The organism is Sulfurospirillum arsenophilum NBRC 109478 (genome assembly GCF_000813345.1).
Classification (GTDB): domain Bacteria; phylum Campylobacterota; class Campylobacteria; order Campylobacterales; family Sulfurospirillaceae; genus Sulfurospirillum; species Sulfurospirillum arsenophilum.
Map to the genome: position 1 here is coordinate 128,652 of NZ_BBQF01000004.1, position 14,851 is coordinate 143,502.

General features: G+C 37.7%; 12 protein-coding genes. 5 read left to right on the forward strand and 7 right to left on the reverse strand.

Going from position 1 to position 14,851, the window contains the following annotated elements; all coding sequences use genetic code 11:
- Positions 1–5 precede the first annotated feature (5 nt).
- Together SAR02S_RS13285 and SAR02S_RS11075 are read left to right on the forward strand one after the other, a co-directional pair.
- On the forward strand, positions 6–2,180 hold the full coding sequence (locus tag SAR02S_RS13285; protein WP_052433623.1) for a sensor histidine kinase: 2,175 nt from the start codon (positions 6–8) through the stop codon (positions 2,178–2,180).
- A complete protein-coding gene (locus tag SAR02S_RS11075; RefSeq protein WP_232294047.1) occupies positions 2,170–3,912 on the forward strand; it encodes an EAL domain-containing protein in 1,743 nt (580 codons plus the stop codon). Before SAR02S_RS13285 ends, SAR02S_RS11075 begins: the two co-directional genes overlap by 11 nt.
- Here the strand turns inward: SAR02S_RS11075 and SAR02S_RS11080 are convergent.
- A complete protein-coding gene (locus tag SAR02S_RS11080) occupies positions 3,893–4,585 on the reverse strand; it encodes a response regulator transcription factor (RefSeq protein WP_041959710.1) in 693 nt (230 codons plus the stop codon). The genes SAR02S_RS11075 and SAR02S_RS11080 overlap by 20 nt on opposite strands.
- A 127-nt stretch (positions 4,586–4,712) precedes the next feature.
- Between SAR02S_RS11080 and SAR02S_RS11085 the strand changes: the two genes are divergently transcribed.
- The 3 genes from SAR02S_RS11085 (at position 4,713) to SAR02S_RS11095 (ending at position 8,684) form a co-directional block, all read left to right on the forward strand.
- Positions 4,713–6,002, forward strand: a complete 1,290-nt coding sequence (locus SAR02S_RS11085; RefSeq protein WP_041959711.1) for a hybrid sensor histidine kinase/response regulator — start codon at positions 4,713–4,715, stop codon at positions 6,000–6,002.
- Complete coding sequence (locus SAR02S_RS11090) at positions 5,978–8,128, forward strand: WD40 repeat domain-containing protein (RefSeq protein WP_041959712.1); 2,151 nt, start codon at positions 5,978–5,980, stop codon at positions 8,126–8,128. The genes SAR02S_RS11085 and SAR02S_RS11090 overlap by 25 nt, the downstream gene beginning before the upstream one ends.
- A gap of 61 nt (positions 8,129–8,189) precedes the next feature.
- Positions 8,190–8,684, forward strand: coding sequence for a peptidylprolyl isomerase (locus SAR02S_RS11095; protein WP_041959713.1), 495 nt, complete (start codon positions 8,190–8,192; stop codon positions 8,682–8,684).
- 49 nt (positions 8,685–8,733) lie between these two features.
- On the opposite strand, the gene SAR02S_RS11100 is transcribed toward SAR02S_RS11095, so the two are convergent.
- From SAR02S_RS11100 to SAR02S_RS11125, 6 genes are all read right to left on the reverse strand, one after another.
- Positions 8,734–9,393 (reverse strand): LexA family transcriptional regulator, encoded by a 660-nt coding sequence (locus tag SAR02S_RS11100; protein ID WP_041959714.1) that lies wholly within the window; start codon positions 9,391–9,393, stop codon positions 8,734–8,736.
- 240 nt (positions 9,394–9,633) lie between these two features.
- Positions 9,634–10,197, reverse strand: coding sequence for a DedA family protein (locus SAR02S_RS11105; protein ID WP_041959715.1), 564 nt, complete (start codon positions 10,195–10,197; stop codon positions 9,634–9,636).
- An 8-nt stretch (positions 10,198–10,205) separates the two neighbouring features.
- Positions 10,206–10,877, reverse strand: a complete 672-nt coding sequence (locus SAR02S_RS11110) for a lipid-binding SYLF domain-containing protein (RefSeq protein WP_232294048.1) — start codon at positions 10,875–10,877, stop codon at positions 10,206–10,208.
- Positions 10,855–12,660, reverse strand: a complete 1,806-nt coding sequence (locus SAR02S_RS11115) for an ABC transporter ATP-binding protein (protein ID WP_041959716.1) — start codon at positions 12,658–12,660, stop codon at positions 10,855–10,857. The genes SAR02S_RS11110 and SAR02S_RS11115 overlap by 23 nt, the downstream gene beginning before the upstream one ends.
- Before the next feature lie 57 nt (positions 12,661–12,717).
- Positions 12,718–14,274 (reverse strand): ribonuclease Y, encoded by a 1,557-nt coding sequence (gene rny / locus SAR02S_RS11120; RefSeq protein ID WP_041959717.1) that lies wholly within the window; start codon positions 14,272–14,274, stop codon positions 12,718–12,720.
- A complete protein-coding gene (locus SAR02S_RS11125) occupies positions 14,180–14,839 on the reverse strand; it encodes a 5-formyltetrahydrofolate cyclo-ligase (protein ID WP_232294049.1) in 660 nt (219 codons plus the stop codon). Before SAR02S_RS11125 ends, rny begins: the two co-directional genes overlap by 95 nt.
- Positions 14,840–14,851 lie beyond the last annotated feature (12 nt).

Below are 14,851 nucleotides of genomic sequence, written 5' to 3' on the forward strand. Positions count from 1 at the left end.
GGAACATGATCCAAAATACCCTTTCGCAACTCATCAAAAAAGAGTACGTTAAATCGATTATATATCCATTATTAATTATCGAAGCGATGCTTCTTTGGGCTTATTTTGGAAGCAATGCGTATGTGAGTGAAACCAACAAAAATGTACTGATTGAAGAGACAAAAATACACATTAAAGAGATCAGTAAACGCTCCGCAACCATCATTAACACTGAATTTAAAACGATCTCTGACATTACCTCTCTTTTTCAAAAAACACATGAGAACTTTTTTGCCACCTATAACCCTTTACATGTAAATACAAAAGAGAGTGGTTATACCCTCACAAACACTGGGGTCATCACCAATACTAAAAGAGGCGAAGACGCATGCACCCTCTTCTTTTCAAATGCTCAAAAACAGACACCACACCGTCTTGAAAAAGCCATCGCTACAGAAAAATTAGATACATTTTACAATTCTGTTTTACAGACAAATGAAAATATCGCTCAGGTTTATTTTAATTCGTATGACTCCATGAACAGGCTCTGCCCTTTTATGCCAGACGCACTCAGCCAATATGCTCACGACATTAACATCCCAACATTTAACTTTTACTACCTCGCTGATGCAGCACATAACCCTTCCAAAAAAGTGGTTTGGACAGATGCTTATTTAGACCCTGCCGGGCTTGGTTGGATGATCAGTGCCATTGCTCCTGTCTATAAAGGAGAATTTTTAGAAGGTGTTGTGGGCATTGATGTTACCATTGAACAACTCATTAAGAACATTCTCTCCATTGAACTCCCCTACGTCTCTATGGCGATGCTTGTCGATGAACATGGCGCAATTTTAGGAATGAGTGAGGCACTTGAGCAACATTTGGGCATCAAAGAGCTCAAAGAGCACGCCTATAATGCGCCTATTGCAAAAACAATCAGCAAACCACAAGATTTTAATCTTTTGACCAACAAAACCAATCCGCTTGCCATGGCGCTGAGTCGGATGGTGCAAGAAAACAGTGACATCTCAGTGTTTCACAGTAAACAGGCTGATTTTTTAATCACACAAAATACGATCCCTCAGACACATTGGAAATTTATTTTGCTACTAGATCAAGACTCCTTGCTTGCTACTAGCACGAAACTTAAAGCAAAAACAAATTTTATCGGATTCATTGTGCTAGGGGTGATGGCACTTTTTTATCTTATCTTCCTTTTTGTGCTTATCTCCAGAGCCGATAAATTTTCAAGGCAGATTCTCTCTCCTTTGTATGAACTCATCGAAGCCACAAAAAAGTTCAAAGATAAACTTACCAGCACAAAATTGCAACGCTCTAACATTTTAGAGATCAACACGCTTCTGGAAAATTTTAGTGCCATGAGCCAAGAGCTTCAAGAATTGTACGACTCCATGGATAAAAAAATCAAAGAGGGTGTCATCGAAAACATGGAAACCCAAAAAATGATGATCTATCAATCACGCCTTGCACAGATGGGTGAAATGATCAGCATGATAGCCCATCAATGGCGTCAGCCGCTCGGTGCTATCTCAACGGTAACGGCAAGCATGAAACTCAAACAAAGTCTTAAAAAGTTTAATTTACAAAGCGAGCAAGGAAGAGCTGAGCAAGAGGAATTTTTGATAAATGCCATTGGTAAAATCGAAAACTACATTCAATTTCTTACCACAACCATTGATGATTTTAGAAACTTTTTTAGACCCGAGCAACAACAAGAGCGAAGCTCACTCGCTAGCATCATTGAGAGGGCTATCAAGATCATTGGGAAAAGTTTAGATGTTCATAAAATCGTTTTACATGTAAACAATACTTCCAAGCAAGAACTGATCACTTATGAGACCCAGTTAACACAAGTTTTAATCAATATTTTGAAGAATTCACAAGATGCCATACTCGAAAAAAAGTTAGAAAATGGTACTATATGGCTTAATGCGTATGAGGATAATGCCCTCTTTGTCATTGAAATCGAGGATAATGCTGGTGGCATTCCTGAATCAATCATGACTAAAGTATTTGATCCCTATTTTTCAACTAAAGCGGAGCGAAATGGTACGGGGCTTGGGCTTTATATGTCAAAAACGATTGTGGAAGAGCACTGTCATGGCTCTTTATATGTCGAAAATACGCCGCAGGGTGCAAAATTTATCATTAAAATTCGTGGAGAACACAGTGCAAATTAGCCTTACCGATCTTGTTAACATCACCTCACCATTACGCATTTTATACGTTGAAGACGATGTAATACTACGAGAAAATACGGTGGCATTGTTACGAGATCTTTTCAGTGAAATCGACGAAGCAAGCGATGGAATGGAAGCGCTGAAATGCTATAAAGATCGCCCCAACGGTTATGATATTGTCATTACCGATCTTAATATGCCCCACATGAATGGGATGGATCTCATCCGAAATATTCAAGCAATCAACCCAAAACAACCTATTATTGTCGTCTCCGCACATAATGAAACAGAGTACTTTTTAGAGAGTATTCGCAATAACGTCAATGGCTATATTCTGAAGCCTATCGACTTTGATCAACTCATAGAAACACTCTATAAGGTTTCTTCTTTAGTGAAAGAGCGCTACGAAAAAGCCTCCAACCAAGCTCATTTACAACAAAAATTAGATGAGCAGACGAAACAACTTGCTGAAAATTATCAACTTGTCCATAATTTTTTAACCATAGACAAAGTCACGAAACTACAAAATGCCACAATGCTTTACAACTTTTTAGATCACATACCGCAAAATCATCTCATGACGATCATACTTTATAATATCGATAATTTTAGCTTTATTAACCAAACATATGGAGCAGATTTTGCTGATGAGGCACTCTTTAAAGTAGGAGAATATTTACAATACAATCTCTCTCAAGATGTGCATTTATACCGATACAACTCAGACGAATTTGTCATTATTTTCGACCCACAGATTATTAACCCTGAATTTGTTGCTATTCAAATCCAAGCCTTTTTCAGAGAAACACCTATTGGAGAGTACGAAAATCAACCTGTTTACATTACCCTTTCGTGTGGTATTGCAACGGCAAATTCGACTGCTTCACTGCTTCCAAATGCACGTATCGCTCTTAGAGAAGCACGTATGCGAGGTGTTCCAAATCAATACAACATCTACAATACCCAAGATGTTTTTCTCAAACGTGCCAAAATTGAAACCACATGGATTCAAAAGTTTCGCATCGCTTTAGAAGAAGACCGTGTTGTGCCCTACTTTCAGCCTATTGTTGATAATCACACGTGTCAAATTGTCAAATACGAATGTCTTGCACGCATTGAAGATGATGGAGAGATTATTTCACCCGCAAACTTCCTAGAAGCTGCCAGACGCAGTGGACTTATGAGCAATTTAACACGCAGTATGATCAACAAATCCTTTAAAATATTTGCAGGACAAAACGTAGCATTTTCACTGAATATCACCAACGAAGACCTTCTCAATCAGACGTTTATAGACTTTTTACAAGCCAAGCAAAAGCTCTACAAAATTGATCCCTCTTTAGTCACTTTTGAGATACTAGAAGACATTATCATCAGTGACATCAACCGTGTGCCACTTCAAAATCTACACGTACTCAAAACAATGGGCTACCTTCTTGCTCTTGATGATTTTGGCAGTGATCGTTCAAACTTTAATCGTTTGGAAAATGTGGGCGTGGATTTTCTCAAAATCGATGGACAGTTTATTAAAGGAATCGACACAAATCCGCGAAATCAAGACATTGTAGAATCGATTGCTTCGATGGCAAAAAAAATTGGGATGCAAGTCGTTGCAGAGTTTGTCGCAACCAAAGAAGAGTTTGAAATGGTCGCAAAACTGGGTGTGGATTTTTCCCAAGGCTACTTTTTCAATGCACCTTTAGAGTTTCTCCCTAAGAAAGATGTGCAGTAAGTTTATAACCTCTATTTTTAAGATTGGTGATACAATCATCGTACCCTAGTTTGTCCCGCACCCGCTTGACAAGGGCTCGCAGTGTTGAGTTGTTGACTTCATCGCTTTGCCATATTTCTTGTGCCAGCTGTTCATTGCGCACAAAAGCATTTACATTTTTCACTAAAATAAAAAGTAAAAGCTCCTCTTTTGCCGTTAATTCTTGCTGAACATCTTTTACATGTAAACTTTTTGTTTTCAGATCAAAGCTCACACCCTCGTGTAAAAGTACCGTTGTAGTGTCTGATTTGACTTTTGTGTGTTGAAGCTGATTCGTCACTTTGATCATGGTATTGATCAGCAATTGAGAATCAAAAGGCTTGGTCAGAAAACTGTAGATACCAAGATCAATACTTTTAAGAAAATAATCCACTTCTTTATAAGCGGAGATCACGATAACCATTTGAGAAGGATTTTTTTTCTTGATCTTTTCAACCAAAGCTAGACCGTTTTGATTGGGAAGTTGAATATCGGTGATGATTAAGTCATATGAAGTCGTAAGGTATTTGACATATGCTTCTTCAGCAGTATAAAATGAATCTATCGTATCGAAAAAATCTGATAAAAAGATGCCAAGCTCTTCGTTTAAAGAGTGATCATCTTCCACAAGGAGTAAAGATAACGATTCACGCACTTTTTTTTCCTCAATGAGTAGATTTGCCCTAAATGTCACGCATTTGCCAAAGTATAGCAAAAAATATAACACAAATACAACGCCGAAAGTATATAATAAACTTATAAAATCCATAGGGAGAGTCGTAATGCAAAACACGATCGACCAGCTTATTGCTTGGAGTAAAGAGCTCAAAGTTTTATACGTCGAAGATGACCTTGCTCTGCGTGAAGAAGTCAGCTTATTTTTAAGTGATATTTTTGCCGATATTGACCTCGCAATCAATGGAAAAGAAGGGCTTTTAAAACTTGCTCAAAACCATTACGATCTCGTTATTACCGATATTCGTATGCCTGTCATGGATGGCGTTGAGATGATTGAAAAGATTAAAGAGCTGTACCCTAATCAGCCCATTCTTGTAACATCCGCACACAATGAAAGCGAATACCTTGTTAAACTCATCAATTTGGGTGTCAACAATTTTATCACCAAGCCTATTCAAAGTGACCAAATACTCAATGTTCTTTACACGATTGTCAAATACATTTCCCATGAAAAAGCACTGAACCAATACAAAAATGATTTAGAGATTGCCAATGAAAAACTTAAAAAATTTACGAACATGCAATCCAAATCGATTGATCTTAAAAATTCCATCCTAAAAGCCTACAAAGAGGCTTTGGATAAAGCAACAATGGTTTCACTCACGGATAAAAATGGTGTTATCACAGACGTCAATGATAATTTTTGCAAAGCAACAGGTTATAGTAAAGAAGAGATCATAGGCAAAACACATCATCTTATCAGCCATCCTTCAACCAGTAGAGCACTCTATAAAGATCTTTGGCAAACTATTTTAGACAAAAAGACATGGCAGGGGATCATACTTAACCAAACGAAGAACCTCACACCTCTGTATCACTACACAACCATTGTACCTATTTTAAATCATGAGGATGAAATTATTGAATTTATTGGCATCCTTCAAGATTTTACAAAACAACACGATCTGAATGAGCAAAAAAGTCAAGATAATCTACACCTTGCTCTGAATGTTAAAGAAGATGAACTCTTAAAACACATTCCTTTCCCTTCTGTCTTTATCGATAATAATCTCACGTTTCAAGCCTACAACAAACTTTTTGAAGAGGTCGTGAGTAACCATATTGATGAGAGCTTACTCGGCAAGCTTACGACGCACGAGCTTCAACTCAAAGCATTGATCGATTTTGAAGAGATGGATCTGTTTAACAACGTTGAAGAGATAAAAAACAACTGGCCGTATGATGGGGATATCACCTTTAAAGGAGTTGTTAAATCGATAGGACATATGCTCTGCGTTTTGGTTAAAATAAGTGACTATGAAGCTAACCGATTTTTAGTTTGCATTGTTAAAGAAGAGGATTTTGAATTATGCTGCCAAGTTCAAGAGAGATAACATTTCATTCGGCAATCTCCTATGCGAGTGTTGCGAATGAATCTACGCTTCAAGTCATAGACAATCAGTCTTATCTCCATACCATTAATCTCAATGCACTTAGAATCACTCAAAATACACTTCTCTCTAATGCCTATACGCACTCTCTTTTTGATTATTATAAGCGTCCTTTTAGTGTTGGTAAAAATTTAGCCTACATCTCCTTTGTGCAAAACAACATGGAACATATCATCGATACACGCTTAGCAAATGAGCCTGTGAGCACCTTTCATTACAATCAAAATGAAGTCGTTAGTAAAGCCGCCTTTAGTGAAAACGATCAATTTCTTATTACTGGCAATGAGAGAGGGCGAAGTTACATCATCAGCCCTGAAGACGGTACCATCCAAGCAGACCTTCCGGTAACAAGCGATGTTATCAGTGCAGTAGCCATCTCTGAGGAGTATAAACTAGCAGCCTATGCCTCTTTTTCACACGAACTGATCGTCTATAAAATCAACAGTTTCAGCATAGCATTTGAGCAAAAATTAAATGATGTTATCGAAATGATGACCTTTGTAGATGAATACACACTGCTTGCCATCACGCGCAATGGCAAAATCATCAAAATTGATCTTTACAAAGGTAAAATACTCAAAGAGATGATTCTCGATCAAAACGTTTGGCCCTCTGTTATGGTGCTTTCCCACAGCAAAAAATTTGTCTATGTTGGAACACGAGAATCCACCCTTTTTGCTGTTTATGTCAAAACCCTCGATATTTTATACCAAGTAAAACTCCCTTATCATGGGCTAACAACGCTTTCAAGGACGCAGAAAAACTTTATTATAGGATTTAAAACGGGAGAGCTTCTCTTTTACAACCACCGAGAATTTGAAGAGCAATTTATAACCTATATCAAACTCAAACAGATTAAAGAAGCATGCTTAATCTTTCAGAAAAACATCTTTTTAATGTCCCATCGTGAGACCAAAAAGATTTATGAGTATTGGCTTGAAGAGAAAGAGACCGTTATCAATTTGCTCTCTCGTGGCGATATTGAGCAAGCACAAAAGATAGCAGAACCCTTTTTATTTCATCCAAAGTGCAAACTTGAATTTAGAGAAATCGAAGAGTTACAACCTGATCTTATGGCACTTCAACGCTGTATTCGAAGCATGAGGTATGTCCTTGCATATGATCTTGCAAAACTCAAACCAGAACTGAGAAAAAGTTCTCTTTTCACACAATTAGAATCACTGTGGAATAAAAACCTTCAAAAGGCACAAATATTACTCGCACGTGAGCCTCTTTTAAACAAAGAAGCAGCTCAAGAGAGCTTGCGAGATTTTTTAGAGGTTGAAGAGAAAAAACCTATTATTGAAAATATGCTCAAACGCTCTGGCATCTTTACGATGGCAGAAAATTCAGTTAAAGAGAAAAACTTTAGTTTCTATTTTAGGCTGGTAGCCCAAAATATCTTTTTAGAATCCACCCCACTCTACCAAAAAGTGCTTCAAGTTGGAGAGCGCATACAAAATGAAATACTTAAATATTTAGAAGAAAAAAATTATAAGCAATCGCTCATTTTATCGGATATTTTGCATCAATTCAGACCTTACCAAAACCAAGCAAATAGGCTCAAAGAAGTTTCAAAAGCATTGCTCATTTTAGAGCACCAAATCGAGCATAAAATGCTCTTTGAAGCAGTGAAAACACAAGATCAGTTCCAGCTTCAAAGCCACTATGCCCTTGTTGAACAGCTTGAGCAAATGAAGCAAGTTTTCCAAACAGAACAAATGGCGTTGATTGAAGAAAAAGAGTATGCAAAAGTATTTAGCAACATTGAACCTTACATGCAAATTTCGATCTGCAAGCAAAACGTTGCCAACATTATACGAAAAATCTACATTGCACAGCTCAAAGATGCCTACGAACAAAGAGATGCTACGGTAGATTGGGAAAAATCTTTTTTAACATACCTCAAATTTTTTCCCATGGATAAACTTTTGGTCGAATTTGCAAAAGAGCATCAAAAGCTTGAGGTGTTGAAACATATCATCATTGCTTCCCCTCCTCCACAAAATCCCATCTATCCTAAAAATTTAGTCTCAGGGCCTACGTCTTCAGCTAAAAAAACGAGTTAATAGAGCTTATAGGAATCGCTTGTTATAATCGTGACTTAATTCATTAAAAAGGCTTCATAAAATGAGCAAACTAAAAACATACGACTACACGAAAGAGCAATTAAATGCTTTTCAATACGCTATTATCAAAACAGAAAAAGGCGATATTGTTATTAAGCTAAACCCTGAAGAAACGCCTATTGCAGTTGCGAACTTCGCAACACTTGCAAACGATAAATTCTACGATGGTTTGATCTTCCACCGTGTTATCAAAAACTTTATGGCACAAGGCGGTTGTCCAAGTGGTCGAGGAACTGGCGGTCCTGGTTGGAACATTGCATGTGAATGTAAAGGTCAAAAAAGCAAACACAAACGTGGTAGCCTTTCAATGGCACACGCTGGCCCAAATACGGGAGGAAGTCAATTCTTTATCTGCTTTGTGGATTGCCCTCATTTAGATGGCGTACACACTGTCTTTGGCGCAATCGCGAAAGATGACAAAGAGAGCTTTAAAGTACTTGACAGTATCGCTCAAAATGACAAAATGATCACGATCGAGATCAAAGATAAACTCTAAAATATTCTTACATGTAAAGAGCCAAACTCTTTACATGTAAACTTCTCTTTTATACATTGGCAGATAGCTTACCCACCACTTTTCCAATCACCTGAACATCATTCGCATTAATCAATTCTGGTGCATACGCTTCATTATCAGAGACGAGTGCTACCGTGCCATTGGCATGAAGTTGAAGACGTTTGATAAAAAGACCAACAGGAGTGGAAACAACATAAATTCCAGATTTTAAAGCATTGGTATACTCTTTGTTGATGAAAACAACATCGCCACTAAAAAGTGTTGGCTCCATGGAGTCACCCAAGACATTAATAGCTTGAATATGCTTTACCATTCCAATGCCACCAAGTTTTTGAACAATTTCATCATCAAGATACATCATCTCACTCGCTTCATCTTCATTAAGAGCACCACCACCTGCTGAGGCATAAATATCTCTAAAGTAATGCACACGCGCAAATTTATCGGTCTCTGCTTGTAAACTTTCAACGATTTGATCAAACAAAAGCCAATTAATGGATATTTTACGTTTAGCGCAAAATTCAAGGATCTCTTTATATGGAATTTTGGCACGATTTTTCATAGTAGCAAGGGTTAGCTGGTTTATACCAAGTGCTTCAGCCACATCTTTATCAAATACTTTGCGTTCACCCAACTCTTGGGAGAGAATATCTTTAACTTTATGTAAAACAGCTAAAATATCTGGCATTTTGTCCTCCAATATTTCATTTTGAAATATTATTGTAGCATATTTTTAAATTTTATTACAATAATGAAAATTTTAAAGGAGTTTTCGATGAAAAATTTAATTTGTACCATCAGTCACTCACGCAAAGCATACAATGAATTTATGAACCGTTTTGAGCAAAAGATGCTCGTTTTAAGTAATAAGATTTTTTAAAAAGAGACTTCCAGCAAACTATATCTGGAAGTCATAAGAAAGTGTGTGTTAATTCTTCTTTTTAGTAGCTGTTTGGAAGTAAAACCAAATCAATCCAATGATTGAAAATAAAATCAGTGGAGCTAAAAAAGTATTATCTGAAAAATAAGCAGCAATGCGCATTAAAAGCTCACCTGCCATAAAACTACCAATACCCAAAATCACGGCCCAAGCAACGGCCGAGATTGTATTGAGCAAATGAAATTTCGCTTGTGGGTATTTCGTAAGCCCAATGGTCATAGGTACCAAAGTTTTGAGTCCATAAATAAATTTTTGAATGAAAATGATCTTATCGCCGTATTTTTTCATCAAAATGTGGCTCAATGCTAATTTTCGTCTATGTGCTTTGATGTAGGGCATCAGTGCTTTTTTATTGTAGCGTCCCATGTAAAATAAAAAAGAGCTACCAATGACGTTTGCAAAGGCCGCGACAACGATCGAGGTTGTAAGATCCATCTTGCCTGCATAAGCAAGTACTCCTGCGGCGATGATCGCTATCATACCGCCGCCAAAAGAATATGCAAATAATATAATATAACCATACGTTGAGAGAGAGCTAAGAATATCTTCCACGTAATGCCTTAGTTGCTTGTCAATTTTTGTATCGTTTTGATGAAATCATCAATCGCATACGAAGAGAGCAATCCATCGGATTCTACAATCTGATCTGGTGTTACATTGTTACCATAAAGCTCAATATTTTGATCATAATCATGGTTCATAACAGAGCCATCAAAAGAGACACCTACAAAAGCACCTTGTGTTTTTGTATAGGTATAGACTTCGGATTTAAAGTCTGTTTCACTCCCTCTGCCAGCACTCTCTCCAGCAGGTCCAGCAGCAACAGAAGCATCAACTCCTAAAGTAATTTTGTTGTTCATCAGTTTTTTCACAGCGTCAGTACTTTGGAAAATCATTAAAATATCTTTTTTCTCAACACCCAGTTGGAAGCCAAATCCAGCACCACCAAGTTTAACAAAAAATGGGTTACTCCATGAACCATCACTTCGTCTGACAACCATCACACCACTTCCCGTTTTACCACCTAAAAACATACTGATTTCAATCGTTCCTGGGAAAACAGCAATGGCTTGTGCGCCTGATATAACCTTTTCTGGAATTTTTATCTTTGAATCACGCATCATATTTTTAAGTGCATTGGATGAATCCAATAATTTCTCTTCTGCTGAACCGTAAAGGGTTGTGGTGAGTAATACACCCATTATCACACTAAGCCATATTTTTTTCATCATTTTTACTCCTTCTATTTTGTACAACATATTCGTAAAATGCGCCTTCTTGACGCATAAGTTCCTCTTGTGTTCCAGATTCAACGATTCTTCCTTTATCCATAACATAGATAAAATCAGCCTTTTTGATCGTACTAAGCCTATGCGCAATGATAATTGTCGTTTTACCTTCAAGGTAATTTTCAAGTGCATTAAAAAGCTTTGCTTCGGTATGAACATCCAAAGCCGATGTTGACTCATCTAAGATAACCACATTGGGGTTTTGAAGCACCATACGCGCAATACTTAGACGTTGTCGCTGTCCTCCTGAAAGTTTAATGCCATGCTTTCCTATTTGCGTTTGCAGACCATCAGGTAACTCATCAACAAAGCTCTCTAGCTGAGCGATTCGAAGTGCTTGATGCACTAAAGTTTTATCGGTTTTTTCATCAATCATCAGGTTCTGAGCCATCGAAGCATTGAAAAGTTGTGGATTTTGCAGTACCAAAAAGAGATGATCGCGCACAACATCAAGTCCAATCTCTTTCACCGAAATGCCATCAAACAAAATATCGCCTGATTCGAGGGGATAAAGTCCAACAAGCAGATGAGCAAGCGTCGTTTTACCGCTTCCACTCGCACCTATTATAGCGATTTTTGAACCTTTTGGAATATGCAGATTGATCTCTTCAAGAACTTGTTTTCCACCATCATAGCTAAAACTTACCCCATTAACATCAATCGCATTGGTACTGTTTTTGACAAAAGGATTCTTTACATGTAATCCTCTCTCTTCGGTTTTCAAACTCAAAATTTCATTAATACGATCCAATGCTTTGCCCGCATTGTGATACGTGTATTGAATATTTAAGATATCTTGAATGGGAGGCATCATCACCCATAAATAACCAAAAATTGCGAGCATCGAGCCAATACTAAGATCAGAATACGCCACAACGAAGATACTTGCTGCGCGGAAAAGCTCAAAACCTGAGAGAAAAATTAAAAAGGAGAGCCGACTTGCACCATCACTTTTATAGCCAAAAATGATTGAACTCTTTTTAATCGTTTGAGCATGATCTTCGACTTTATCAAAAAAAAGCCTCTCTTTATTGGTAGCACGAATCTGCACAAACATATCAAGCGTTTCAGAAAGCGCTTCTTGGAAGAGTTCAAAAGCTTTGTTTTGCTCTTTTTTAAGCTTTGCAACTTTCTTTGCCAGTTTGGTCGTAAAAAGAATGACAACAGGATTTAGAATCAAAATAAAGAGCCCTAGTTGCCAATGAATCATCAAAAGCACCGCACCCACACCGAAAATAGTGAATACGGAAATGATCAAACGACTAACAAAAACACCTAAAAAATTATCAATCGTTTCAATATCGGTGACGAGCAGTGAAGCAGCTTTACCTGAGCCAAAAAATTCGAATTGGTTCATGGCAACATTGCTTAAATGATCGAGTACATCTTTACGAATTTTAAAAGCAATATTTTTAGAAACAATGGTAAAAAGCTTTGTTTGCAGGTAGTTTAAGAGAAAAAAGAAAAGTCTTAGCGTCACAACAATGACTAAAACAATACCAATGTAAAGATAAGCAGGATTGGATGTCCCAAAAACACCATCGACAACATGTGTCACAAACCCTTTTTTACCCAGCAAGACTTCATCCACCAACATAGGCATTAAAAGAGGTACAGGCGTACTCACAAGCACAGCAAAAAAAGCGATCACATTGGCTAGAATAAGCTCTTTTTTATAGTTTTTTATCTCTTGAAAAAGATTTTTGAAAGTGTAGAGTGTGTGCATTATATTTCCATTAAAAGCAGTCATGCAGAGGCATGTTGCCTCTACATGTAAACGTGTTTAACGTGCAAAATCGATAGCGCGAAGTTCTCTAATGACATTGACTTTAATCTCGCCAGGATACTGAACTTTACTCTCAATCTCTTGAGCAATCTCTTTAGCAAGCAGTACAGCTTCATCATCATTAATCAATTTTGCGTTGGCAATAACTCTGATCTCGCGACCAGCATTGATGGCATACACTTGCTTAATGCCCGGTTTACTTTTTGCAATCTCTTCAATGTCTTGAACACGTTTTAAGAAGCTCTCAAGAACTTCTCTTCTTGCACCTGGACGTGCAGCGGAAAGTGTATCGGCAGCACAAACAGCAGCAGATTCAACCGAAGTTGGTTCTTCGTGTCCGTGGTGTGCAAAGATAGCATTGATGACGACATCATGTTCTTTATAACGACGACAAATTTCAGCACCCAAATCAACGTGGCTACCCGCTGTTTCATGCGTTAAGGCTTTACCAATATCATGTAAAATACCCGCGCGTCTAGCAAGGAGTACATCACCACCCGTTTCAGCAGCGATAATACCTGCCAAATGAGCCACTTCAAGTGAGTGACCAAGTGCATTTTGACCGTAACTTGCTCTAAATTTTAGACGACCGATAAGTTTGACAAGTTCTGGATGCATTTTAGTGATACCAAGATCGATGATGATATTTTCACCCTCTTCCACTAAACTTTGGTCAAACTCATCTTTAACTTTCTCATAAATACCCTCAATACGTGCTGGCTGAATTCTGCCATCTTGCACCAAAAGTTCAATGACTTTGGTAGCAATCGCACGGCGGTAGAGGTTAAAGCTACTTAAGATAATCGCATTTGGCGTATCGTCAATAATAATGTCAACACCCAAAAGCATCTCAAGAGTCTTGATATTGCGACCCTCTTTACCAATAATACGACCTTTAAGTTCATCATCTTTAATATTAACAACATTAATGAGACGTTCAGCCGCAAACTCGCCTGCAAAACGGGTTGTTGCTTGCGCTAAAATATAGTTAACACGACGTTTAATATCTTGTTTTGCCTCTTCTTCAAGGCGTCTTACCGTGTGTGCTATTTCTGCACGTGATTGCTCTTCCACTTTGGCTAAAACAATCTCTTTGGCTTCATTTTGAGTAAGCCCTGCGGAGCGCTCTAAAACTAAAAGGGCTTCATTGACTTTAATGTTATACTCATCTTTGAGTTGTTGTCCCTCATCAAAGAGTGAGTTTGCATTGTTTTGTAAAAGTTGGAGATCTTCACGATCTTTAGTGATTTTTTTGAGCTCTTCTTTGTATCCACGCTCTTTTTTATCAAGCTCTAGTATTTTTTCAGAATGCTCTTTTTTAAGCGTGATCGTACGATCTTCGTATTTACGTTTTGCCTCTAACTCTGCTTCTTTAACCTTAATATTACTGCTACTAAGGATTAACTCTGCTTCGTGTTCAATGGCTTTCGCTTTGGCTCTTGCTTGAGCAACGTGTATCTCATAATTTGCAGCTTCCATCTTCTTTGCGATGAAAAATCCTGCAACGCCGCTTGCTAGAGCAGCTCCACCGACCGCTAATGACTCTAAGACCATTTGTCCCTCTTTTGATAATAGTTTTATAGGGGGTTAAATAAATATCAGCTGCAATATCATGTTCTTCTGATAAAAGGCTTTGTGTCATACAAAACTCCCTTTGAACAAATAATATTGGAGGTTTAGGTTCAAGCGATGCAAAAAAACGATCGTACATCCCTTTACCAAAACCAATTCTTTTGAATGCCCCATCAACCCCTATGACAGGCACTATCGCAAAATCAATTTTTGGTTTAACAGCAAAAGAGTTCTTGGGCTCTTCTATGTTAAATTTTTTTCTACTTGAAGGCAATCTCCATTTTACCATCTTGAAACTGACGCCTTCCATAAACGGAACATAGACCTTACATTTTCTTCGTCTACATGTAGCGATAATGCCCCGAGTATTGGCTTCAATAGGCAGTGAAACATAGAGTAAAATTGAACGTACTTTCAACTGTTTCAACATCTCTAAAATTTGTTTTTCAACTATTTTATCACGCTTATAAGCATTGTGAACCGAACACAATTTCCCTCTTGCATAAGAGCGAAATTGTGACTTAGTCTCGAACTTAATTTTTTGCATTGTTGTCACTTT

What these genes read in the sequence shown, in the direction of transcription:
- SAR02S_RS13285 (WP_052433623.1), top strand. Translation starts at nt 6, where the DNA reads ATGATCCAAAATACCCTTTCGCAACTCATCAAAAAAGAGTACGTTAAA.
- SAR02S_RS11085 (WP_041959711.1), top strand. Translation starts at nt 4,713, where the DNA reads ATGCAAAACACGATCGACCAGCTTATTGCTTGGAGTAAAGAGCTCAAA.
- SAR02S_RS11090 (WP_041959712.1), top strand. Translation starts at nt 5,978, where the DNA reads ATGCTGCCAAGTTCAAGAGAGATAACATTTCATTCGGCAATCTCCTAT.
- SAR02S_RS11125 (WP_232294049.1), bottom strand. Translation starts at nt 14,839, where the DNA reads ATGCAAAAAATTAAGTTCGAGACTAAGTCACAATTTCGCTCTTATGCA.
- SAR02S_RS11110 (WP_232294048.1), bottom strand. Translation starts at nt 10,877, where the DNA reads ATGATGAAAAAAATATGGCTTAGTGTGATAATGGGTGTATTACTCACC.
- SAR02S_RS11095 (WP_041959713.1), top strand. Translation starts at nt 8,190, where the DNA reads ATGAGCAAACTAAAAACATACGACTACACGAAAGAGCAATTAAATGCT.
- rny (WP_041959717.1), bottom strand. Translation starts at nt 14,274, where the DNA reads ATGGTCTTAGAGTCATTAGCGGTCGGTGGAGCTGCTCTAGCAAGCGGC.
- SAR02S_RS11100 (WP_041959714.1), bottom strand. Translation starts at nt 9,393, where the DNA reads ATGCCAGATATTTTAGCTGTTTTACATAAAGTTAAAGATATTCTCTCC.
- SAR02S_RS11115 (WP_041959716.1), bottom strand. Translation starts at nt 12,660, where the DNA reads ATGCACACACTCTACACTTTCAAAAATCTTTTTCAAGAGATAAAAAAC.